23 protein-coding genes, 1 tRNA gene and 2 pseudogenes are annotated in these 20509 nt (G+C 64.4%); 12 read left to right on the top strand and 14 right to left on the bottom strand.

From position 1 onward, the window contains the following. The first annotated feature begins 256 nt into the window (after positions 1-256). Entirely contained in the window at positions 257-1669 is a 1413-nt protein-coding gene (locus tag QSV46_RS28350) for an FAD-dependent oxidoreductase (protein WP_314959291.1), read from the top strand. Positions 1670-1696: 27 nt separating this feature from the next. On the opposite strand, the gene QSV46_RS28355 is transcribed toward QSV46_RS28350, so the two are convergent. Continuing rightward, positions 1697-1825 carry a hypothetical protein gene (locus QSV46_RS28355; RefSeq protein ID WP_007600646.1) on the bottom strand — a complete coding sequence of 43 codons (129 nt, stop codon included), beginning with the start codon at positions 1823-1825 and terminating at the stop codon, positions 1697-1699. A 199-nt stretch (positions 1826-2024) separates the two neighbouring features. Between QSV46_RS28355 and QSV46_RS28360 the strand changes: the two genes are divergently transcribed. Further along, positions 2025-2171, top strand: a complete 147-nt coding sequence (locus tag QSV46_RS28360; RefSeq protein ID WP_314959306.1) for a hypothetical protein — start codon at positions 2025-2027, stop codon at positions 2169-2171. Positions 2172-2382: 211 nt separating this feature from the next. Next, positions 2383-2895 (top strand): PRC-barrel domain-containing protein, encoded by a 513-nt coding sequence (locus QSV46_RS28365; protein ID WP_314959309.1) that lies wholly within the window; start codon positions 2383-2385, stop codon positions 2893-2895. A gap of 281 nt (positions 2896-3176) precedes the next feature. On the opposite strand, the gene QSV46_RS28370 is transcribed toward QSV46_RS28365, so the two are convergent. After that, positions 3177-3404, bottom strand: coding sequence for a hypothetical protein (locus QSV46_RS28370; protein WP_314959311.1), 228 nt, complete (start codon positions 3402-3404; stop codon positions 3177-3179). Positions 3405-3728: 324 nt separating this feature from the next. Here QSV46_RS28370 and QSV46_RS28375 point away from each other — a divergent pair, with 324 nt between their 5' ends. Further along, positions 3729-4049 carry a hypothetical protein gene (locus QSV46_RS28375; RefSeq protein ID WP_314959313.1) on the top strand — a complete coding sequence of 107 codons (321 nt, stop codon included), beginning with the start codon at positions 3729-3731 and terminating at the stop codon, positions 4047-4049. On the opposite strand, the gene QSV46_RS28380 is transcribed toward QSV46_RS28375, so the two are convergent. The 4 genes from QSV46_RS28380 to QSV46_RS28395 form a co-directional block, all read right to left on the bottom strand. After that, a complete protein-coding gene (locus tag QSV46_RS28380; RefSeq protein ID WP_314959316.1) occupies positions 4024-4182 on the bottom strand; it encodes a hypothetical protein in 159 nt (52 codons plus the stop codon). The genes QSV46_RS28375 and QSV46_RS28380 overlap by 26 nt on opposite strands. A 78-nt stretch (positions 4183-4260) precedes the next feature. Then, positions 4261-4722 (bottom strand): universal stress protein, encoded by a 462-nt coding sequence (locus QSV46_RS28385; protein ID WP_314959318.1) that lies wholly within the window; start codon positions 4720-4722, stop codon positions 4261-4263. Between the two features lie 141 nt (positions 4723-4863). Next, complete coding sequence (locus QSV46_RS28390) at positions 4864-6180, bottom strand: glycosyltransferase (protein WP_314959321.1); 1317 nt, start codon at positions 6178-6180, stop codon at positions 4864-4866. A 29-nt stretch (positions 6181-6209) separates the two neighbouring features. Then, a complete protein-coding gene (locus QSV46_RS28395) occupies positions 6210-7196 on the bottom strand; it encodes a tripartite tricarboxylate transporter substrate binding protein (RefSeq protein WP_314959323.1) in 987 nt (328 codons plus the stop codon). Positions 7197-7415: 219 nt separating this feature from the next. On the opposite strand from QSV46_RS28395, the pseudogene QSV46_RS28400 reads away from it, so the two are divergent. Further along, a pseudogene (locus tag QSV46_RS28400) lies at positions 7416-7490 on the top strand (LysR family transcriptional regulator); the annotation flags it as partial. Positions 7491-7542: 52 nt separating this feature from the next. After that, entirely contained in the window at positions 7543-8322 is a 780-nt protein-coding gene (locus QSV46_RS28405) for a substrate-binding domain-containing protein (protein ID WP_314959326.1), read from the top strand. Between the two features lie 217 nt (positions 8323-8539). Here QSV46_RS28405 and QSV46_RS28410 read toward each other — a convergent pair. Together QSV46_RS28410 and QSV46_RS28415 are read right to left on the bottom strand one after the other, a co-directional pair. After that, positions 8540-8615, bottom strand: a tRNA-Ile gene (locus QSV46_RS28410). A 343-nt stretch (positions 8616-8958) separates the two neighbouring features. Beyond that, a complete protein-coding gene (locus QSV46_RS28415) occupies positions 8959-9933 on the bottom strand; it encodes a tripartite tricarboxylate transporter substrate binding protein (protein WP_314959328.1) in 975 nt (324 codons plus the stop codon). Positions 9934-10039: 106 nt separating this feature from the next. Here QSV46_RS28415 and QSV46_RS28420 point away from each other — a divergent pair, with 106 nt between their 5' ends. Further along, positions 10040-11005 carry a TAXI family TRAP transporter solute-binding subunit gene (locus QSV46_RS28420; RefSeq protein ID WP_314959330.1) on the top strand — a complete coding sequence of 322 codons (966 nt, stop codon included), beginning with the start codon at positions 10040-10042 and terminating at the stop codon, positions 11003-11005. Positions 11006-11141: 136 nt separating this feature from the next. On the opposite strand, the gene QSV46_RS28425 is transcribed toward QSV46_RS28420, so the two are convergent. The 3 genes and pseudogenes from QSV46_RS28425 to QSV46_RS28435 form a co-directional block, all read right to left on the bottom strand. Then, positions 11142-12371, bottom strand: coding sequence for an ABC transporter substrate-binding protein (locus tag QSV46_RS28425; RefSeq protein WP_314959332.1), 1230 nt, complete (start codon positions 12369-12371; stop codon positions 11142-11144). A gap of 99 nt (positions 12372-12470) precedes the next feature. Continuing rightward, positions 12471-13363 (bottom strand): annotated as a pseudogene (locus QSV46_RS28430) (substrate-binding domain-containing protein). Between the two features lie 9 nt (positions 13364-13372). Further along, positions 13373-13633 (bottom strand): hypothetical protein, encoded by a 261-nt coding sequence (locus tag QSV46_RS28435; RefSeq protein ID WP_314959335.1) that lies wholly within the window; start codon positions 13631-13633, stop codon positions 13373-13375. Positions 13634-13663: 30 nt separating this feature from the next. On the opposite strand from QSV46_RS28435, the gene QSV46_RS28440 reads away from it, so the two are divergent. From QSV46_RS28440 to QSV46_RS28450, 3 genes are read left to right on the top strand one after another with little or no spacing between them, the layout of a single operon-like run. Further along, positions 13664-14497 (top strand): substrate-binding domain-containing protein, encoded by an 834-nt coding sequence (locus QSV46_RS28440; RefSeq protein WP_314959339.1) that lies wholly within the window; start codon positions 13664-13666, stop codon positions 14495-14497. A 54-nt stretch (positions 14498-14551) separates the two neighbouring features. Continuing rightward, the gene (locus QSV46_RS28445; protein ID WP_314959341.1) at positions 14552-15661 is read left to right on the top strand and encodes a molybdopterin-binding protein; all 1110 of its coding nucleotides are present in this window, start codon (positions 14552-14554) and stop codon (positions 15659-15661) included. Between the two features lie 13 nt (positions 15662-15674). Further along, a complete protein-coding gene (locus tag QSV46_RS28450; RefSeq protein WP_314959343.1) occupies positions 15675-17624 on the top strand; it encodes a molybdopterin biosynthesis protein in 1950 nt (649 codons plus the stop codon). A 109-nt stretch (positions 17625-17733) separates the two neighbouring features. Here QSV46_RS28450 and QSV46_RS28455 read toward each other — a convergent pair whose 3' ends face one another. After that, on the bottom strand, positions 17734-17958 hold the full coding sequence (locus QSV46_RS28455; protein ID WP_314959346.1) for a hypothetical protein: 225 nt from the start codon (positions 17956-17958) through the stop codon (positions 17734-17736). 109 nt (positions 17959-18067) lie between these two features. Here QSV46_RS28455 and QSV46_RS28460 point away from each other — a divergent pair, with 109 nt between their 5' ends. Beyond that, entirely contained in the window at positions 18068-18367 is a 300-nt protein-coding gene (locus QSV46_RS28460; RefSeq protein ID WP_314959348.1) for a hypothetical protein, read from the top strand. Between the two features lie 5 nt (positions 18368-18372). Here QSV46_RS28460 and mobA read toward each other — a convergent pair whose 3' ends face one another. Continuing rightward, positions 18373-19008, bottom strand: coding sequence for a molybdenum cofactor guanylyltransferase MobA (mobA, locus tag QSV46_RS28465; protein ID WP_314959350.1), 636 nt, complete (start codon positions 19006-19008; stop codon positions 18373-18375). Beyond that, the gene (fdhD, locus tag QSV46_RS28470) at positions 18995-19885 is read right to left on the bottom strand and encodes a formate dehydrogenase accessory sulfurtransferase FdhD (protein WP_314959352.1); all 891 of its coding nucleotides are present in this window, start codon (positions 19883-19885) and stop codon (positions 18995-18997) included. The genes mobA and fdhD overlap by 14 nt, the downstream gene beginning before the upstream one ends. Positions 19886-19978: 93 nt before the next feature. On the opposite strand from fdhD, the gene mobB reads away from it, so the two are divergent. Then, positions 19979-20506 (top strand): molybdopterin-guanine dinucleotide biosynthesis protein B, encoded by a 528-nt coding sequence (gene mobB, locus QSV46_RS28475; protein WP_314959354.1) that lies wholly within the window; start codon positions 19979-19981, stop codon positions 20504-20506. Positions 20507-20509: the final 3 nt, after the last annotated feature.

Genomic DNA, 20509 nt, shown 5'->3' on the forward strand with positions numbered 1-20509 from the left:
CTGGCCTCCCGCCGCGGGACGTGCCAATCGGGGGTTTGAGGTGCAGTGCGCTTCAGTCGCGAGCCTGCGCGTCCTCCGCCCACTTGCGGGACTGCGGACATCCGACTTGTGACACAACCACAGCTTGCGTTGCTGCTGGAAAACCAGCAGTATGCGTATTCGATCGAGGTCGATCTGGAGTTGAACGATGTCACCGCATCGCGGCGTCATCGTCCAGGATCGAGCCGACACGTCCGCGCTTCACCCTGGAAAACCCATGACCCGCATCGACGCAGTCGACTGCAACGCGAGTATTGCCATCGTCGGCGCGGGCCCGGCGGGCCTGTCGACCGCATGGTTCCTGTCAAAACACGGGTTTCACAACGTCACGGTGCTCGAGAAGCTCGGCCAGATCGGCGGGCTCTGCAAGAGTCTCACCGTCGACGGCATGAGCTATGACCTCGGTGCCAACTACGTCACGTGGGCTTACCGGGAGACGCTGGAGATCGCGGACGAAGTCGGCGCGACCACCTATGCCGAGAAGCCCTATACCTCGATCGACATCGCGCCGGACGGGAACAGCTTCAAGTACCGATCGCTCACCGAGGCCGTGCTCTACGATCCCTACACCAAGTCCACGATCTCGTGGTGGACGTTCCTCTGGGCGGCGATTCGATACCTTTATGTCCGGTGGCAGCTGAGCGGCATCATTGATGCGCCTGATTACCTCGATGCGATCCACGAGCACCCCGAGCTCTGCGTCGACTTCAAGTCCTGGCTGGCAAAACAGGACCTGATGCCGCTGGCAACCCTGTTCCAGTTTCCGATCACGATCATGGGCTACGGCCAGCTCGACGACATCGCGGCACCCTACGCGCTGCGCTACATGTCCGTCCGGACGTTCTTTCCGATGGTGTTCGGCCACGGCCCGGTCAACTGGATCATCGGGACCTGGCCGCGACGCTTCACCGACGGGTTTCAGCGGCTGTGGGAACGGGTGTCCTGGCGCGTCAACGTCCGGCTCAACGTCAACATCACCAGGATCGAGCGCTCGGCGGCCGGTGTCCGGATCGACATGGAATATCCGGAGCAGGATCTGAACGACATCAAGATCGTCAAGGACACCAAACTCTATGATTATCTGGTGCTCGCCTGTCCGTTGACGGTGGACGTGTTCACGCGGCTCGGCCTCGTTCCCAACGCCGCCGAGCAGAAGCTGAACCGCGAGATCCAGATCAATCCGTACTGCATGACGACGTTCTGGATCGACCTGACAATGGCGGCGCCGGTCGCGCCGGTGCTGCCGCTCACCGAGCAGGGCACGCCGTGGGCGGTCGCGCGGCAGTTTCAGGACAGCGGCAACATGTTCACGCAGTTCTACACGCGGCCCAAGGACAAGCAGACGCACGACCAGGTCATCGCGGAGGTCAGGCGCCTGACCAAACTCCTCGGCGGCGCGATCGACACCAGCCAGCCGCGCTGGCACACGTTCGACGAGTTCACCTACTTCCAGCACTTCAAGCCGGAGCAGATCAAGACCGGCATGTATGCCGACCTTGCCCGCATGCAGGGCGGCGAGCGGACGTTCTACGTCGGCGGCGCGACCGACTTCGAGCTGGTCGAGCCGATCGTCGTCCATTCGAAATACATCGTCGAGAAGCACTTCGCCGGCGGGCTCCGCGCGAAATAGCGCGGCGGGGAGGTCATCGTCTCGACGTCACCGCACGCCCGTGCCTTTGCAGCGCTGGCACTTCACCACCTTGTCGCCCTTCTTGAGCAGGCCCTTGCCTTCGCAGTTCTTGCACTTCTGCTTCTTCTTGATGTTCGGGCCTTTTTCACTGGTCATGGATGTCTCCTGCCGCGGGAGAGCTTTGTATAGGCCCGGCCGGGCGAGGGCGGTAGTCGATAATCCAAACGGACCTGGACTCCGTTAGGAACGAAGACTTCGCCCAGTCGTTCGCACTTCGCCCGGCGAGAGAGACAGCCCTCGGCTCCACGCCAGGGCTCATGAGCGCTGGTGGCGTCGCGAATGAGGTGGTGGATCGATGGAAAAACCGACCCAGGAGCAATTGGCGGAGCTCAAGAAGCTGAGCAAGGAAGCGCGCGTACCCGATGAGTCCGAGATCGTCACTTCGAAGGAGGAGGCAGAGCAACGCATCAGGGACCTGAAGGACAAGAGTTGGATGGAATAGTCACGACGGGCCGCTCGAACCGCGAAGCGGCTGGAGCCGTTGACTGCACTGTCACTGCGATCCGGACTCCCTCCAGCTCGGACCACGATACTGGACCCGGAAAGCAGGTCGATCGAATTCTAGGGCAGTTCCGAAATCAGGAACAAGTGGCAATTCCGGACGTTGAGGCCGGCATCCGAACGGGTGCGACTCACGTTGGAGGAGATCATAGATGAAAAACCTCTTTGCCGTCGCCTTGCTTGGCACTGCCGTGATCGGCGGCGCTGCTTTCGCGCAATCCACCCAGCCCGTAGATCGCGCCGCGCCGGCGGCGACCGCTCAGCCGGCCGATGCGAAGATGGCGCTCAAGGGAAATTGGCGCGCCTCGAAGCTCATGGGCCTGAACGTCTACAACGAGGCCAACGAGAAGCTCGGTGACATCAACGAGCTGCTTGTCGACAAGAACGGCAAGATCAACGCGGTGGTTATCGGCCTCGGCGGCTTCCTCGGCATGGGCGAGCACGACATCGCCGTCTCCATGGACAAGCTCAAGTTCGTCGAAGAGCCGGTCCGGACCAGCTCGAGCAGCACCTCGACCACGGCGCGCGACGCCACCACCGGCGCCGCGTCGACATCCACGACGAACCGCACCGCGAACGATTGGGTCCCTGACCATGCCGTCATGAGCGGCAACAAGGAGCAATTGAAGGCGCTCCCGCAGTTCAAATATTCCGACTACAACTAGCGCGACGAGCTCTCGGCGAATTGGGGCCCCAACTTGCGGGGCCCCTTTTTGTGCGCCCGGGGGCCAGTGTACGGATGTGCCGCAACGAAAAACGGCCCGCCCAAATCAATGGGCGGGCCGTTCATGCGAGCGGGTTATCCGCTCAGTGCATGTGAACCAGGAAATAGCCGACGCCGCCAACCAATAGGACGGCTTTAACGGCCCACAAAATCAGTACGGGCATTTTCTCCTCCTATGCTGTCAGAACGCTTCCGACGGATCGCTGCCGCGGCCGTGACCAGTTACTTCTCGGTGCAGACCTTCGTGGTCTTGACCGCGGACTCCGCCTCGACCCTCGTCTTGAAGACGCCGTCGCCCACGATCGTCGTGGTGGTGGTGGTCGGCTTGCTGTCGACGATGGTGCACTTCTTGGTGGTGGCGTCGCGCACGATGTAGAACTCGGCGGCGCTGGCTGCCTGCGTGCCGAGGGCGAAAGCGGCAAGAGCGCCGCATACGATAAGCTTCTTCATGGTGTTCTCCTAAAAGTGAAAAAAATGACTCGTAAGTAGTCATTGCCAACGACGCCGTGCGGCCGAAGTTCCGCATCCAGCGATCTGCGCCATTTCGGTACAGCAGAATTCGTCCGTCTCGCTCCAGCGAGATTGCCGAGTTTTCCCGAACTGGAACCCAGCCTCTCGCTCGAAGCTATTTCGATGTCCGCATTAGGAGCTTTCACATGAACAAACGTTTATTCTGGGCTACGACCGCCGATAGCCGCACCTACATCGTCGAACCTCGGGAGCGTCGCGTCATCGAAGAGATCGATTGATCTTGTCACACGAAGGAGAACGCATATGAGGATTATTGCTCTCGGAGGGTTTGCCGCCACCGCCATGCTGGCGTCAGCGGCCTCGGCAGCTCCGCTCAATCCCAGCCCGATCGGATCAGCGGAGGCGGCAAACGTCGACCAGGTTCGCTTGGTCTGCAACGAGTACGGCCGCTGCTACCGGACCCGTGGCCCCCGCTACGTGCAGCGTTACTACGGCGGAGACGACGGCTACGTGGTGCGCAGGAGCTATGGCGCCTACGGCGGCCCGGGTTATTACGATCGCGGGTATGGTTATTACGGAGGCGGACCGAGCGTTGGCTTCAGCTTCGGTACCAGCCGCTGGTGATTGATGATCTTGGCGCCGCCCTTCGGGGCGGCGCCTTGCCTGCGAACGTGTCGCCCTTCTTGAGCAGGCCCTTGCCCTCGCAATTCTTGCATTTCTGCTTCTTTTTGATGTTCGGGCCTTTTTCACTCGTCATGGAAGTCTCCAGCCGCGGGGTGCGGTCTCGTGTGGAGGCTCAGCGGAACAGCCGCGCGGTGCCGAACAAGCCCTACACTTATGCCGGCTTCGGCACCACCAGCACCGGCACGCTTCCGTCCACCAGGACCTCGGATGTCTGGCTGCCCAGAAACAGCTTCCTGAGGCCGCGACGCCCATGCGAGGCCATCACGATCAGGTCGCAGCCCCTGGACTTGGCTGTCTCGATGATCGCGGTCGCCGGGTGCGCATTCGGAACATGCAAGAATTCTGCAGGCGCACCGATCTGCTCCGACATCGCGCGCGCTTCCTCGAGCACCTTGCCCGCACGCGCCTTGCAGGCTGCGTCGAAGCTATCGGCTTCGTCCTGCGTCGGAATCCATCCCGAGTCGTGGCCGCCGCCATAGTCGATTGGTAGCGCTTCCGTCACCGTGATGATCGTCAGCGTGGCGTTGAGCGCCTTCGCCAGGGCGATGCCATGCTCGACACCCTTTCGCGCGACGTCCGATCCATCCGTGCTCAAGAGAATGTTGGCGTACATGCGGCGGCTCCCTTGCTCGTCGAACAAAGTGATGCGTGGGGAGTATGGGCCGGTATGCGGGGTGGGTCCATGTGCGCGAGGACAGCTATTGGGATTCGGCAGCTTTTGGATCCGGAGCGGACCTCGCTAGCTGCGCAAGCACTAGCCAGAACGATCACCGTCAAGCGAACGCGCGGCCTGTTCGATCTGGTCGGCAGCCTGGTGCGCGGGAGCACCGTCCGATAACATCGCGCTTCGCAGCGCCAGGGCGCCTTGTTGGAAACTTTCATCCTGCAAGACGCGCATGATAGCCGACCGAATGTCTCCGCATCCGGCATTGGCCGGCAGCCGGATTCCCGCATGACGGGCGGCCACGCGAGCCGCATTGTCGTGCTGATCGCCGACCAAGGGCAGACAAACCATCGGCACGCCATGCCTCAGGGACTTCGTCACCGTGCCGATGCCGCATTGAGTGACCAGCGCATGCGCATTCGGCAACACCAGATCGTGCGGGACGAAGTCCACCAAGCGCACATTCGCCGGGGGCTCGAATTGTCCGGCCTCCAGCGCTGGCCCGAGCGTGACCAGGGCGCGCACAGGCAAATCCGCAAGCGCCGCGAGGATCTTCCTTAATGTGCCGGATTGCCCTTGATCGAGCGTGCTGAGCGAGACAACCACAAGAGGCCCGGTGCCTTCGGTCAGCCAATCTTCGCTTGGCTTGATAGGGCCGGATCTGTCCTCCGGGGTACCCACGTGGCGCACATTGGCCGGAAAGCGCGGTGCAGGCCAGTCGAATGCCGGACTGACGAGGACCAGAACCCGCGCCGCCGTACCATATTGCTGGAGCGGCGAACGCACGGCCTGCAGTCCGCTAAGCAACCGCGCGCTGTTGAGGGGCGAGAGGGCATTGCGTATCCATAGCCGATCGACGATCGCTCGGCCGATCACGTCCCGACAGAAGCCCGAGAGTCCCGCCTTCGGTGCGTAACCCGGTCCGTAAGGCGGGCCGCCAGCGACAGGCCAGGGATAGATGGTGTGCATCAGGGCTACGGACGGAATCCGTGCAGCCTCGGCCGCGACCAGGGCGCCAAGCAAGACAAAGTCGGCCACGACGACGTCCGCTTTCTCGCGACGCAATTCGTCCGCCACATTCCGCGACCAGGCGGGTGCCCATACGGCGGTGCGTGCCTCGCGCTGCGGGCTTCGAAATGATGCCGGCGTCCAGGATGCGATCAGGGGTCGCTCCGAATATCTCCCTTCGTCAAAAGGATGAACCTCGGGCTCGTCAAATCGAACGAGCTCGGCTCCGATGTCGGAGATGCGCTGCAGGAGTGAAGCGCTGATCGGCAGGCGGGAATGACGGACGCCCGGACCTGCCATGACGCGCACCCGGTGGCCGCGCGCAGCCAGCTCCTGGAGGATTGGCACGATCAGGGGAACGTTGCCTCCGCCCTGAAACATGCAGGCAAGTATGTTCAAAGGGGCCCCCCCAGCGGCAGGCACGGGCTTCAATCAATCGGAGTGAAGCCGGTGGCCTCGACAATGGTTCTCCACCGCCGCGATTCCGATCCGATCAACCGGCTGAAGTCGCCCATGGAGACCGCGTCGATCTCAACGGCCAATTTCTCCATGCCCAATCTGACCTCATCATTGTGCAGGGTCTGCTGGATGGCGTCATTGAGCCTCTCGACGACGTTTGCCGGCGTCCGCGCCGGAACGAAAAATCCGTACCGCGTCAGATCCTCGAGTGACGGATAACCGCATTCCGCCACCGTCGGCACGTCGGGAAGAAACAAGCTGCGGCGCGGACCGGTGGTCGCCAGCGCACGAAGCTCGCCGGACCGGACAAGGCCAAGCGAACTGCCGATTGGCATGATGGCGGATGCGATCTCGCCCTTGAGCAAATCCTGAATTGCGGAGCTGCCCTGATACGGTACGTGGAGGAATTCGATGTTTGCGGCCCGCCCCAACATCGCTCCGATCAGATGCAGCGTGGTTCCAATACCCGGTGTGCCGTAGGTTGCCGCTTTCGGGTTGGTACGGCACCATTCGACGAAGTCGGCTAGCGTCCGCGCATGATTTGGTACCTTCGGGCCAACCGTCAGCAATGCCGGAAACGAGGCAACGGCCGATACCGGGATAAAATCCCCTGGGGTGTATCTGAGCGTCTTGTAGATGAGCGGGAACAGTATGACGAAACCAAGCGGCGCGAACAGAATGACCGATCCGTCGGCATCGGCCGCCTTCACGGCCTCGACCGCAATTCGGCCGCTCGCCCCCGGCCGGGTTTCGACAACGACCGAGGCTGCATAATCCTTGAACTGTCCGGAAATGAGCCTTGCCACCCCGTCGGTCAGCCCCGGCGCGAAACCGGTCACGACCTGCACGGTCTTTGCCAGCGTCTGGGCCTTGCTCTGCGGCAGGAGAGCCGCTGCTGCGCCCGCCGCAGATGCCATCAACAGATCACGACGGGTCACCACAACAGATGTCCGCATAGCTCCCTCCGGGGCCCTGCCGCTGAAGCCTGCGCTCGGCAAATCTCCAGCAGTTGCGCCTGGAGGATGCTTCGGGCACACATATCAGTCCAATGCTATTGTCTGAGGTTTCCATAACCATTCTGATAGGGCTCGAACATGCAATCCATCGAGCTGGCTCGGCGCCGCCTCAAACTCCGCGACCTGCATATTCTGCTTGTGGTGGCGATGCGGGGCAGCATGGCGAAGGCCGCGGCTGAGCTTGCGATTTCTCAGCCGGCGGTTTCGAGGGCAATCTCCGAGATGGAGAACGAACTGGGGCTTCGCCTGCTCGATCGCGGCCGCAATGGCGTTGAACCGACCGCCTATGGTCGCGCCCTCATCCGGGCGCGGTGTTGCCATTTTCGACGAGCTGACGCAGGGCTTGCAGGAACTCGAATTCCTGGCCGATCCGACGGTTGGACTGCTGCGCATCGGCAGTTCCGAGAACGTCGCGGCCGGCCTGCTCCCCGCCGTGATCGATCGCTTCTCGCGCCAGCATCCCGGCATTCGCTTGGACGTCTCACAAGCCGTGCTCAGCACGACCCAGTACCGCGAATTGCGCGAGCGGAGCATCGATCTGTTGCTGGGCTGGATTCCGACGCCTTTCGCGGAAGAGGACCTGGTCGCGGAGCGGGTCGTGGACGATCCCGGCGCCATCGTGGCTGGCACGCAGAGCAAATGGGCACGGTTGTCCAAAATCGCCCTGTCCGATCTCGCCGACGAAGCCTGGATCTTGCCACCCGCTGACACGTTTCCCGGTGCCGCGGCGGCTAGGCTGTTCCGCGAAGTCGGCCTGAGTCTGCCTCGCACGCCTCTGACCACGCTATCCATTCATCTCTGCTGCAGGCTGGCCGCGACCGGGCGCTTTGTCACCATGCTGCCAAGCTCGATTGTGCGGTTCGGGGGGCGTGATCTGTCGCTGAAAATACTTCCCGGTAAAGCTACCCCGAAGATCACCCGTGCAGGTGGCTGTTGTCAGATTGAAGAACCGCACCCTCAGTCCGGCGGCCGAGAAGTTCATCGAATGCGTTCGCGAAGTCTCCACCTCCATGGCTGGCAAGCGGCAGGTTCGCAGATGACAAATCCCGCGTCGAAATTCCGGTGAGAGTGCACCCAACAATCTTCGCCCTGCCGCGAGCCAAACCACACATCTTGCAGGTACCGACCTCGAAGCCGCGCGATCCGGCGTCGTGCCGGATACAGCGGGAGCGATGCGGGCCCCGCCTTCGCTCCCTGGGCTTCGACGCAGCAGCCTTCGCCCGCTTCGCTTGTCATTTGTGGCTCCGGCTTGCCGAGCCGAAGCTCGCGAAGCGAGCGAAGGCTGGTGGGCCCGGCAGGACTCGAACCTGCAACCAGACCGTTATGAGCGGCCGGCTCTAACCATTGAGCTACAGGCCCCGCCGCGGGACGGCCCGCGGGAACGCGCGGCCGGCAACGGTGCGCGGTTCGTTTACAGGGATGGAGGCGGGGGTGCAATGCCGGCTCTGGCGCATCGAAACGCCGGCGCGCATTGCCGGATATTTTGGAATACCCGAAATTCGCGATGATGCCCTTATAGTCCTGTTTTGCCCGACGGGTCAAACGGTCCGCGCCCGGGCCTGGTCGTCCATTTCTGTAACACCTTGTAATCGCTGGCCTCGTCTACTGTGCATGGGGTTGTTTTCGCACATTTTGGTTGGAGGGGCCTGCGGGTCCCCTCCAACGCCTGTGAGCGAGTTGCATGGCCGCCGACGAAGCCTGCTTAGTCCACCGACACCCCCGCGAACTCCACGACCTTGCGCCACTTCTCGGTTTCGTCCGTCACCAGCTTGCCGAACTCGGCCGGCGACATCGGCTTGGGGATGCCGCCGATCTCGGCCAGGCGCGCCACCAGCTTCGGGTCCTTCAGCGCCTCGCCCACGGCCTTGTTGAGGATCTCGACCACCTCCGCCGGCGTGCCCTTCGGCGCGGAGATGCCGTAGAAGCCGACCGATTCGAAGCCCGGCACGGTCTCGGCGATCGCGGGCACGTCGGGCACGCTCGGCCAGCGCTGTGGCGAGGTCACGCCCAGCGCGCGGACATTGCCGCCCTTGGCCTGCTCCAGCGCGGAGGGCAGGTTGTCGAAGATCAGCTGCACCTTGTTGGAGATGATGTCGGGGAAGGCGATCGCAGATCCCCGATAGGGCACGTGCACCATGTCGCACTTGGTCATCACCTTGAACAGCTCGGCCGACATGTGCACCGAAGTGCCGTTGCCGGAGGAGGCAAACGAGATCTTGCCGGGATTGGCCTTACAGTAGTCGATGAACTCCTGAACCGTCTTGGCGGGAAACGCGTTGGAGACGACCAGCATGTTGGTGAGCTGCATGATGCTGGCGACCGGCACGGTGTCGCGCAAAAAGTCGAACGGCAGCTTCTTGTAGAGCGAGGTCGAGATCGCGTTGTTGGGCGCGACGAACAGCAGCGTGTAGCCGTCCGGCGGCGAGGCGATCGCAGCAGCTGCCGCGATGTTGCCGCCGGAGCCGGTGCGGTTCTCGACGATGAATTGCTGGCCGAGACGGTCAGACAGCCACTGCGCCATGATCCGCGCCACGATGTCGACCGGGCCGCCGGCAGAGAAGCCGATCAGCCAGTGCACGGGGCGGTCGGGATAAGCGGCGGAGGCGGGAGGGGCGGCGCTGAGCAGGGTTGAAAGAAAGACCAGAGCAAAAAAACCGCACCGCAAAATTCGCAACATGAAGCCTCCCATTGTTCTATTGTCGTTGGTGCCATGCTTTCACAAAAACCGCTTCGTGCCTACATCGCCGGAAGTCGATGTTGACGCGGGACGGCCGGGACTCACCATGAAACTCGCTGCGATCATCCTTCTCGGCGCGGCACTGCTCGCAAGCCCCGCCGCCGCTCAAACCGGAGTCAACGCCATTCCGACCACGACACTCAGCCTGGGCACCGCAACCCCGGGCGGCGGCTTTCCGCTCTATGGCAATGCCTTCGCGCAAGTGATGAACGCGGCCGATCCGCAAATCACCATCGCGTCCCGCAACACCAAGGGCAGCAACGAGAACATTCCGCTGCTGGAGAAAGGCGAGCTCGATCTCGCGCTGGTCGCGGGCGAGCCGGCCTACGAGGCCTTTGCCGGCATCGGCCGTGCACCGGTGCGATTGAAGATTCTCACCGCGATCTATTCCAACCCCGGCATGTTCGTGGTGCGGGCGGACAGCCCTTACAAGACGATTCGCGATCTGGTCGGTCAGCCGGTGGCGTTCGGCGCCAAAGGCTCCGGCCTGCCGATCCTCGCGCGCTACGTGCTCGATGGCCTCGGCCTGAAGCAGGACGAGGATTTCAAGGCGATCTATCTCGACCGCGCCGGCGACGGGCCCGCGATGGTCGAGGACGGGCGCGTTGCCGCGCTCTGGGGCGCCGGCATCGGCTGGCCCGGCTTTGCCGCGGTGGCATCGAGCGCGTCCGGCGCGCGGTTCATCGCGCCCAGCGCGGAGGAGATCACCCGCATCCGCGTCAGGCATGCGTTCCTGAAGCCGCTGACCGTGCCGGCCGGCAGCTACCCGAAGCAGTCCGAGCCGATCGCCTCGCTCGGCTCCTGGAGTTTTGTGCTGACGCGCGAGGATCTGCCCGACGATGTCGCCTATCGCCTCGCCAAGACGCTGCACGGCGTCGAAGCGACCTTCTGCAAGCAGCTCGCGCAGGCCTGCGAGACCACCGCGGCGAACACGGTCGCGGCCGCGCCGAGGCCGGAGCTGATCCATCCCGGCGTGATGAAATATTTTCGCGAGATCAGCGTGGTGAAGTGACGGTCGCTCCTTAAGCGGCCGTCATTCCGGGCGCGCAAAGCGCGAACCCGGAATCTCGAGATTCTCAGGTGCGCAATTGCGCACCATAGTTCGGTGCTTTGCACCGCCCTGGAATGACGATCGCCTTAAGCGATCGTCACTTCTTCAGCATCGGACACGCCGGGTCCGGGGGCCCGAATGCCTTGTCGCCAGAGATGGTCGTGAGGATCTTGTAATAGTCCCACGGATATTTGCTTTCCTCCGGCGTCTTCACCTGCACCAGCCAGAGGTCATGCACCATCAGATTGTCCTCGCGCAGTCTGCCGTTGCGGGCGAAGAAATCCTCGACCGGCTTCTCCCGCATCTTCGCCGCGACCTTGAGCGGATCGTCGGTGCCGGCCTCCTTGATGGCGTTGAGATAGTGCATCACGCTCGAATAGACGCCGGCCTGCCACATCGACGGCATCTTGTTCATCTTGGCGAAATAGCGCTTCGACCATTCGCGCGTCTTGTCGTCCATGTCCCAATAGAACGACGTCGTCAGCAACAGGCCCTGGGCTGCCTGCAGGCCGAGGCCGTGGATGTCCGTGATCAGCGCCAGCAGCGCCGCCATCTGCTGGCCGCCCTTGAACACGCCGAATTCGGAGCCGGTCTTGATCTCGTTCATGTTGTTGGGGGGACCGGCGGCGATGCCGATGATCTTGGCCTTGGAGGCCTGCGCCTGCAGCACGAAGGACGAGAGATCGGGCGTTGCCAGCGGCGGCCGCACCGAACCCAGCACCTTGCCGCCATTGGCGGTGACGACGCTGGAGGCGTCGCGTTCGAGCGAGTGGCCGAAGGCATAATCGTCGGTGATGAAGAACCAGCTGTCACCGCCGCGCTTGACCACGGCGTCCGCGGTGCCGACCGCGAGCGCGCGGGTGTCGAACACCCACTGCATCGCATAGGGCGAGCAGAACTTGCCGTGGAAATCGGCGGTACCGGTGGAGTGGGTGATGAACAGCCGCTTCTTCTCGTTCGCGACGTTCTGCACCGCGAGCCCGACCGCCGAGACCGGCACGTCGACGATCAGATCGACCTGGTCGACGTCGAACCAGCGCCGGGCGATCGCACCGCCGATGTCGGCCTTGAGCTGATGGTCGCCGATCACGATGCTGATCGGCTTGCCGAGCACGGCGCCGCCGAAATCGTCGATCGCCATCTGCGCCGCCGTGACCGAGCCCTGGCCGGTCGGCGCGGAGGCGGGGCCGTTCATGTCGGTGAGCACGCCGATCTTGACGAGGTTGTCGGACACCTGCGCCGATGCCGCACCCGGCAGCAACGCCGCACCCAGGAACGTTGCTGCAAAGCCAGCCGCAACTGGCAGTCCAAATCTGGTTGGATTCACGCTTGTCCTCCCCTGATCCGGCTCGTTGGCCGGTGTTGCCCCGGGTATGGCCCGGCTGAATTGGTTTCTTTTGCAACTATTTGGGGGCAGCCGTCAACGTCAGGCCGCGAAGCGAATCTGTCCCGCCGGCGAGGGATCGTAGCCGGTCAGTTCCTCCGCGCGCTGCTGCAGCCGTCTTTCGCCGAGGAACCGGATCAGGGCCTGCATGGCGGGACGGAAGTAGCTGCGCTGCCGCATCGCGAGATCAAGGTTCTCCCAGACCAACGGTACGAAATGAGACCGGCCGAGCGCGCCGCCGCACGCGTCCCGATGCCGCAATCGGCTTGTCCCGCGCGGACGATCTCGGCGATATCAGGTCCGGTCAAGGCCGGCGTCTCGACCCGGCGCAGATCGCGCATCGAGGCGCCGGCGCGCTTCAACAGCACGTCGAGCAGCATCTGCGCGCCTGTGCCTTGTTGCCGCGTCGCCATCCTGACGCCGAGCGCAAGCACGTCGGAGAGGCCGTGCAGCCGTTTCGGATTGCCCGTTGGCAGCACGAGACCCTGCTCGCGGCGCACGAATGCGACCAGCACGGCGTCATGCAGGTCGGGAGCGTCACGCAATGTCGCCGCATTGGCGTCGGAGGCGAGATTGCCGTCGGCCTCGAGGCTGTGGAAGTGCATCGCGACCGCCATCACCTCGTCACGCTGCAAGCGCTCGAGCCCCCGCGCGCTGCCTTCGCTCGTCGATCCCAGGCCCGTGCCGGATTCACGCAGGCTCCAGGCCAGAAGCTCATCCTGGCTGCCGCCCACCACCGGCGGCGGCTCCGCAGTCAGCATGCCGGCCGGGCGCGCCATTCCCGACAGCACCCAGAGGTCGAGTTCGTGGCGCGGGAAGAGCCATTTGCCGGTCACCTTGGTGCAGGGGATCGCTCCGTTGGTAACGAGTTCGTACAGCTTGCGTTCGCCGAGCCGAAGATAGTCGGCGGCTTCACTGGTCGTCAGGAATTCCATCCTGCATTCCTATGCAAATTCTTGCTTCTTTTTGACGTTCGACGCAGGTGGAATTCTGCATTTCAATTTTTGTCCGGCGGAACCATGCCCGATCATCTCGCTGCTTTGCAACACATCCTCACACGCGATTTCTGCTTTGGTGAACAATCCTGAAGCGCTGGTGCTGCGGGTCCTGCGCTCGTCGCTCGTCGCTCGGCGCATTGCCGAAATGTCCCGAATAAGGGAGCGCGACGGCAAGCGCGTCACGAGGGCGGCGCAATCGATCATCATGATCGCGTCATATCAATGAGGAACCCGATCATGGTCGTCCGCCGCCTGTCCGTTGCATTCGCGCTTGTCTGCGGCCTCGCCGCGGGCGTTGCGGCGTCATTCGCGGAGGAGCGCGCGATCGTTCTGGCCTCGACCACGTCGACGCAGGATTCCGGCCTGCTCGATTATCTGCTGCCGATCGTCCGCGAGAAGACCGGCATCAACGTGACGGTGATCGCACGGCGCGCCGACGAGGTGCTCGACGCGCCGCGACGGGGCGAGGTCGACGTCGTGCTGATGCATGCACGCCCGCAGGAGGAAAAGTTCGTCGCCGACGGTTTTGCCGTGAAGCGCTTCGACGTGATGTACAACGACTACGTCCTGGTCGGGCCGAAGAGCGATCCGGCCGGCGTGAAGGGCAAGGACATCGCGACGGCGCTGAAGGCGATCGAGGCCAAGGGTGCGCCGTTCGTGACGCGCGGCGATCGCTCCGGCACCCACGCGGCGGAGCTTGCGCTCTGGATCGTCGCCGGCATCGATATCGCCGGAGCCAAGGGCGCCTGGTATCGCGAGGTCAAGCAGGGCATGGACGCAGCCCTCGGGACCGCGCGCGCCGCGAATGCCTATGTGCTGACCGACCGCGGCAGCTGGATCGCCTTCAAGGATCGCGGCGATCTCGACATCGTCGTCGAGGGCGACAAGCGACTGCTCAATCAGTACGGCGTGATGCTGGTGAACCCGGAAAAGTTTCCGAGCGTGAAGAAGGAGCTGGGGCAGACCTTCATCGACTGGCTGATCTCGCCGGAGGGGCAGGCGGCGATCGCCGGCTACAAGGTCGACGGACAACAGCTGTTCTTCCCCAATGCGGGCAAGTCCGGCGGCTGATGATCGCATCGCCGCCGGTTGCCAAATCGGGCGATGCATGGTCCATCATGGCGCATGACCCAGCGCCTGACGCCATCCCTGACGCCGCTCGACACCGCGCTCGCCGGATTGCTGCAAGACGTTGGACCGATAGCGACGATCGAGTTGCCCCTGACCGAGGCCGCCGGCTGCATCGCGGCAGGGACGCCGCTGCTTGCGGCCCATCCGCCGCGCGACAGCGCCGCCGCGGATGGCTGGGCACTTTGCGCCAACGATATTGTCGGTGCGTCCGCCTATTCGCCACTGCCTCTGGCAACGGCGCCTGTCTGGGTCGATGCCGGCGAGCCGATGCCGCCGGGATGTGATTGCGTGCTCGATGCCGACGCGGTCGAGGTGTCAGGCCCGCTCGCCCAGGTGCTGGCGGAGGGTGTGACCGGACAGGGCGTCAGGCGCGCCGGAAGCGACATCGCCGGACGCGTGCCTGCCGCGGCGGAAGGGCAGTTGATCGATCCTGCCGCTTTGCTGCTCGCGCGCGCCGCCGGTGTCGAAAAGCTGGCCGTACGGCAGCCGCGCTTGTGCATCGTCAACGTGCCGGGTGCAGCAGCCGTGACAACGAGCATGATTGCGGAGATCGCGCGCGCAGCGGGGCTGCATGTGAAAACGCGCGAAGCTGCTGCGCGAGATGCGGCATCGATCGCGCAAGCGTTCGTCGATCTCGCCTGCGATCTCGTCGTGACGATCGGCGGCAGCGGCGTCGGACGTCGCGACGCCGCCGTCAACGCGCTGGCTCGGCATGGCGACGTGCTCGCCCATGGCCTCGCGCTCCAGCCCGGACGCACCGCCGCCGTGGCGCGGCCCGGAAAAGTTCCCGCCGTCGCTTTGCCGGGCTCGCCGGATCATGCGCTCGCAGCCTGGCTCGCGCTGGTGCTTCCGCTCGTCGATCGTCTGTCGGCGCGGCTGCCGCGCCGACAGGTGACGTTGCCGCTCGCGCGAAAAATCGCATCCAGCGTCGGCATCGCCGAGATCGCGCTGCTGGTCGAGGAACATAAGACGTGGATGCCGCTTGCCGTGGGCGAATGGCCGCTCCAGGCCATCGCCCGTGCGGATGCATGGCTGCTCATTCCCGCCAGCGACGAGGGATTTGCGGCAGGCGTGCCGGTTGATGCATATCTGACGCGGGAATGATATGGGTTCCGGCATGACCAGGATCTTGCAAACGCCAGACCGCAGCGCGCTCGACCAGGAGCAATTCCTCAAGGTCCTGTCGCGCGAGGAGGCGCTGGCGCGCTTCGAGGCGGCGCTGTTCCCGCGCGCGATTCCGAGCGAGCTGCGCAAGCTCGGCGATGCGCTCGGCATGGCGCTTGCGGAAGACGTCACCGCGCCGATCGACGTGCCGCCGTTCGACCGTTCCAACGTCGACGGCTTTGCCGTGCGCGCGGCGGATCTTGCCGCGGCCGGCGAGGGCACGCCCCGGCGCCTTGCGCTGAACGGTGAGACCATCCACTGCGGCACCACGCCGGCGCTGCAGGTCGCAGCAGGAACCGCAACGCCGATCGCCACCGGCGGTCCGCTGCCGCGCGGTGCCGACGCCGTCGTCATGGTCGAGCACACCCAGCCGGCCGGCTCGGATGCGATCGACGTTCGCCGCGCCGCGTCTCCTGGACAATTCGTCTCCTATGCGGGATCGGACATCGCGCGCGGCGAGGCATTGCTGCGCGCCGGCACGATCATCGGCTCGCGCGAGATTGGCATGCTGGCGGCCTGCGGCATTGCCGACGTGACTGTCGCGCGAAAGCCGCGGGTTGCCGTGATCTCCACCGGCGACGAACTGGTGCAGCCCGGCGAGGCGCTGGCGCCGGCGGCGATCTACGATACCAACGGCACGATTGTCGCCGCTGCGATCGACGAGAACGGCGGCAAGGCGGTCTTCCTCGGCGCCATTCCCGACGACGAAGCCAAGCTCGATGCCGTGATGCGGCGCGCGCTTGCAGATGCCGACATGCTGGTGCTCTCGGGCGGCACGTCGAAGGGCGCGGGCGACCTGTCCCACCGCATCATCGCCCGGCTGGGCCGGCCCGGCATCATCGCGCATGGCGTTGCGCTCAAGCCCGGCAAGCCGCTGTGCCTCGCAGTGTGCGACGGCAAGCCGGTGGTGATCCTGCCGGGCTTCCCGACCTCGGCAATGTTCACATTCCATGACGTGATCGTGCCGGTGCTGCGCAGGATGGCCGGACTGCCGCCGCGCTCCGACGCCAAGGTGGGCGCAACCGTGCCGGTCCGCATCGCGTCCGAACTCGGCCGCACCGAATTCGTCATGGTCTCGCTGGTCGAGGGCAGGGACGGACTGATCGCCTATCCCTCGGGCAAGGGCTCGGGGGCGATCACCTCCTTCGCGCAGGCCGACGGCTTTCTGCGCATCGATGCGCTCGCCGACCAGATGCCGGCCGGGACTGAAGCCGAGGTGACGCTGTTCACGCCGCATGTGCGCGTGCCCGATCTCGTCATCGTCGGCAGCCACTGCACCGGCCTTGATCTCGTCACAGCACAGCTCGCGCATTCCGGTCTCACGGTGCGCTCGATTGCCGTCGGCAGCCTCGGCGGCCTCGCGGCCGCGAAGCGCGGCGAATGCGATCTCGCGCCGATCCATCTGTTCGACGACAAGAGCGAGACCTACAACGCGCCTTATCTCGTCGAGGGGCTCGAGCTCGTCCCTGGCTGGCGCCGGATGCAGGGCATTGTGTTTCGCAAGGGCGACAAGCGCTTCGAAGGCCTGAGCGCGAAGCAGGCCATTGCCAAAGCGCTCGCCGATCCCGCCTGCATCATGGTCAACCGCAACCAGGGCGCCGGCACGCGCATCCTGATCGACCGGCTGCTCGGCGGCGCGCGGCCGGAGGGCTATTGGAACCAGCCGCGCTCGCACAACGCCGTGGCCGCGGCCGTCGCGCAGCGCCGTGCCGACTGGGGCATGACCATTGCGGCGGTCGCCCATGCGGTCGGCCTCGGTTTCATTCCGCTCGCGGAGGAGCATTATGATTTCGCGCTGGTGACAGCGCGCAAGCATCGCCCGGCGGTGCAGGCCTTTCGCGATGCACTCGGCTCGGATGAGGCGCGTGCGGCACTCGAAGCCGCGGGTTTCCGGCCCGCGTAGACGACAGACGACGACGCGGCGTTCAAGCTGCACGCGCGACGCGGGTCCAGCAGACGTCGCGCGCAAATGTCTGGCTGAAGGAGCGGACCGATACGAGCCGGGTCTACGGCTACGCCGCTTGGTCGGTGCCGCTGGCGGCTCGAGCGGCCCGTGCGCGCTCGCGCTCCTCGGCCTCGGCAAGCGCACGGCGCGCGGCGAGCGGCACCGGCTTCGGGTCCGGCGGAACCTCGACGATGTCAGGCTTGCTCAGCTGCTTCGTGCGATCGACGCTCTCAGAGAGATCGAATACGAAATCGACAAATTCGAAGATGGTATTCAAGAGGGGGGCTGTCATGGCTCATCCGGGGATTGTTCAGACCTGTGGTCGCTCCCTTTCCCGGTCTGGTTCAAGACGTCATGAACTTGGATGGCCGCCGTCGCGACCAAGGAATGTGAGCCAAGTCATGACCGCGTCAACGCCCCTCAATTTCCGCAAGTTCGCTGCACTGATCGCTGCGGCCGGTACGCTGTTCTGGCTGTACACGTTCTATTTCATCGCGAATGTCCCGCCCGGGGACGGCAGCGGCTTTCACTGGCTCGCGGTGTTTCCGCTGGGCATGGTGTTCGGGTCGTTCTTCCTGCCGGCATGGCTGCTGGTTGCGATCGGGCGTTTGCCACGATTCACCACTGCCGTCGGTCTTTGCGGCCTGATCGCCTTCGCGATCATCTGGGCGCAGCTTCTCAACGAGTTTCCGAAATCGTAAAGCTGCTAGGCCGCGTCATCCAGCGCCGCCAGCCGTTCGGCCTCGGCGATGTCCTCGACCGTATTGGCATTGAAGAACGGATCGAACGGCTCGGTTGGCCACCTCACCGTCGCGAGCGGATAGCGCGCGGTCCAGCGGTCGATCTTACGGAGCTCTTCGACGACCAGCGCGTGACGCAGCTCGTCGCGCAAGGCGACGCGCCACAGGCCGATCACCGGATGCGACTGGTCGCCTGATGCGGCGACCACGAGCTGCGCGCTCTCGCGCTCGCGTGCTTCATGCAGGCGGGCAACCAGATCGCGCGGCAGGAACGGGCAATCGCCGGCGGCGCTGAGCACCCAGTCGATCTCCGGCCAGTTGGCCGCGGTCCAGTCGAGCGCGGCCAGAATGCCGGCGAGCGGGCCGGGAAAGCCGGGCACGTCGTCGGCGACGACCTGCAAGCCGAACGCGGCGAAGCGCACGGGGTCGCCATTCGCATTGAGGATCAGTTCGCTGCACTGCGGCGACAGGCGCGCGATCACGCGCTCCAGAATAGTGCGGCCGCCGATGGTGCGCATCGGCTTGTCGCCGCCGCCCATGCGTCGCGCCAGGCCGCCGGCGAGCAAAACGCCTTGTGTGGCCGGAATATCAGTCGTCACCACCTTCACCCTTGCGCTTGTGCTTGGCCGATTCGTCCTCGACGTAAGCGAGGTTCTGGTCGTAGACGATGCGCTCCGCGCCCGCGAGCGCGATGAAGCGCTTGCCGCGGGTGCGACCGACCAGCGTCAGCCCGACCTGCCTTGCGAGATCGACGCCCCAGGCGGTGAAGCCGGAGCGCGACACCAGGATCGGAATCCCCATGCGGACCGTCTTGATCACCATCTCCGAGGTGAGCCGTCCCGTTGTGTAGAGGATCTTGTCGGACGCATCGACGCCGTGGCGGTACATCCAGCCCGCGATCTTGTCGACGGCATTGTGGCGGCCGACGTCTTCGGTGTAGCAGAGCGGCTCGCCCTCCCTGCACAGCACGCAGCCGTGGATCGCGCCGGCCTCGAGATAAAGCGAGGGCATGGTGTTGATGGTCTGCGTCATCTGGTAGAGCCAAGAGGTGCGCAACTCGGCCCTCGGCAGCGCGACGCTCTCGACCGCCTCTAGCAGATCGCCGAACGCGGTGCCCTGCGCGCAGCCCGAGGTCTGCGTGCGCTTCTTCAGCTTGGCTTCGAAATTGGTGTGGTGCTCGGTCCGCACCACGACCACCTGGAGGTCGTCGTCGTATTCGACCCCGGTGACCGCGTCATTATATTTCAGCATGTTCTGGTTCAGCAGGTAGCCGAGCGCCAGATACTCCGGGTAGTCGCCGATCGTCATCATGGTGACGATCTCCTGTGAATTCAGGTAAAGCGTCAGCGGCCGCTCCATCGGTACCTTGATCTCGACCCTGGCGCCGGTCTGGTCGGTGCCGGTCACGCTCTGGGTCAGGCGCGGGTCGTCCGGATTGGGGACGATCAGGGGCACCGGGGCTTTGTCGATCTTCATCATGGCCGCGACGTTAGCATGACATTCGGGTCAAGCCGATATAAGCATGCTTATGACGATGGAGAAGGCGGTTCCGTCCGCGGAGATCGAGTTGCGATGAAAGTCATCGGCCTTGCAGGCTGGAGCGGTGCGGGCAAGACCACGCTGTTGACGCGGCTGATCCCGCATTTCAACGCGCAAGGCCTGCGCGTCTCCGTCATCAAGCATGCGCATCACCAGTTCGACGTCGACGTGCCCGGCAAGGATTCCTGGCGCCATCGCGAGGCGGGCGCGGCCGAGGTGCTGGTTGCTTCGTCAAACCGCTGGGCCCTGATGCATGAATTGCGTGGTGCGGCCGAGCCGCGGCTGCCGGAACTCCTGAGCAAGCTGTCTGCCGTCGATCTCGTCGTGGTCGAGGGCTTCAAGCGCGAGCCGCATCGCAAGATCGAGGTGCATCGCGCCGCCAACGGCAAGCCGCTGCTGTTTCCCGACGATCCCGGAATTGCCGGGATTGCAACCGACACGGCGGTTGAAACCCAGCTGCCGACTGTCCATCTTGATAATATCGAGGCTGCCGCGGCGCTGTTGCTGCGCGCGGCGATGCCGGTCGAGGAAGCGGTGGCGAAATGCGCCGCGATGCGCTGACGA

This window comes from Bradyrhizobium cosmicum (assembly GCF_032290525.1).
Taxonomy (GTDB): domain Bacteria; phylum Pseudomonadota; class Alphaproteobacteria; order Rhizobiales; family Xanthobacteraceae; genus Bradyrhizobium; species Bradyrhizobium cosmicum_A.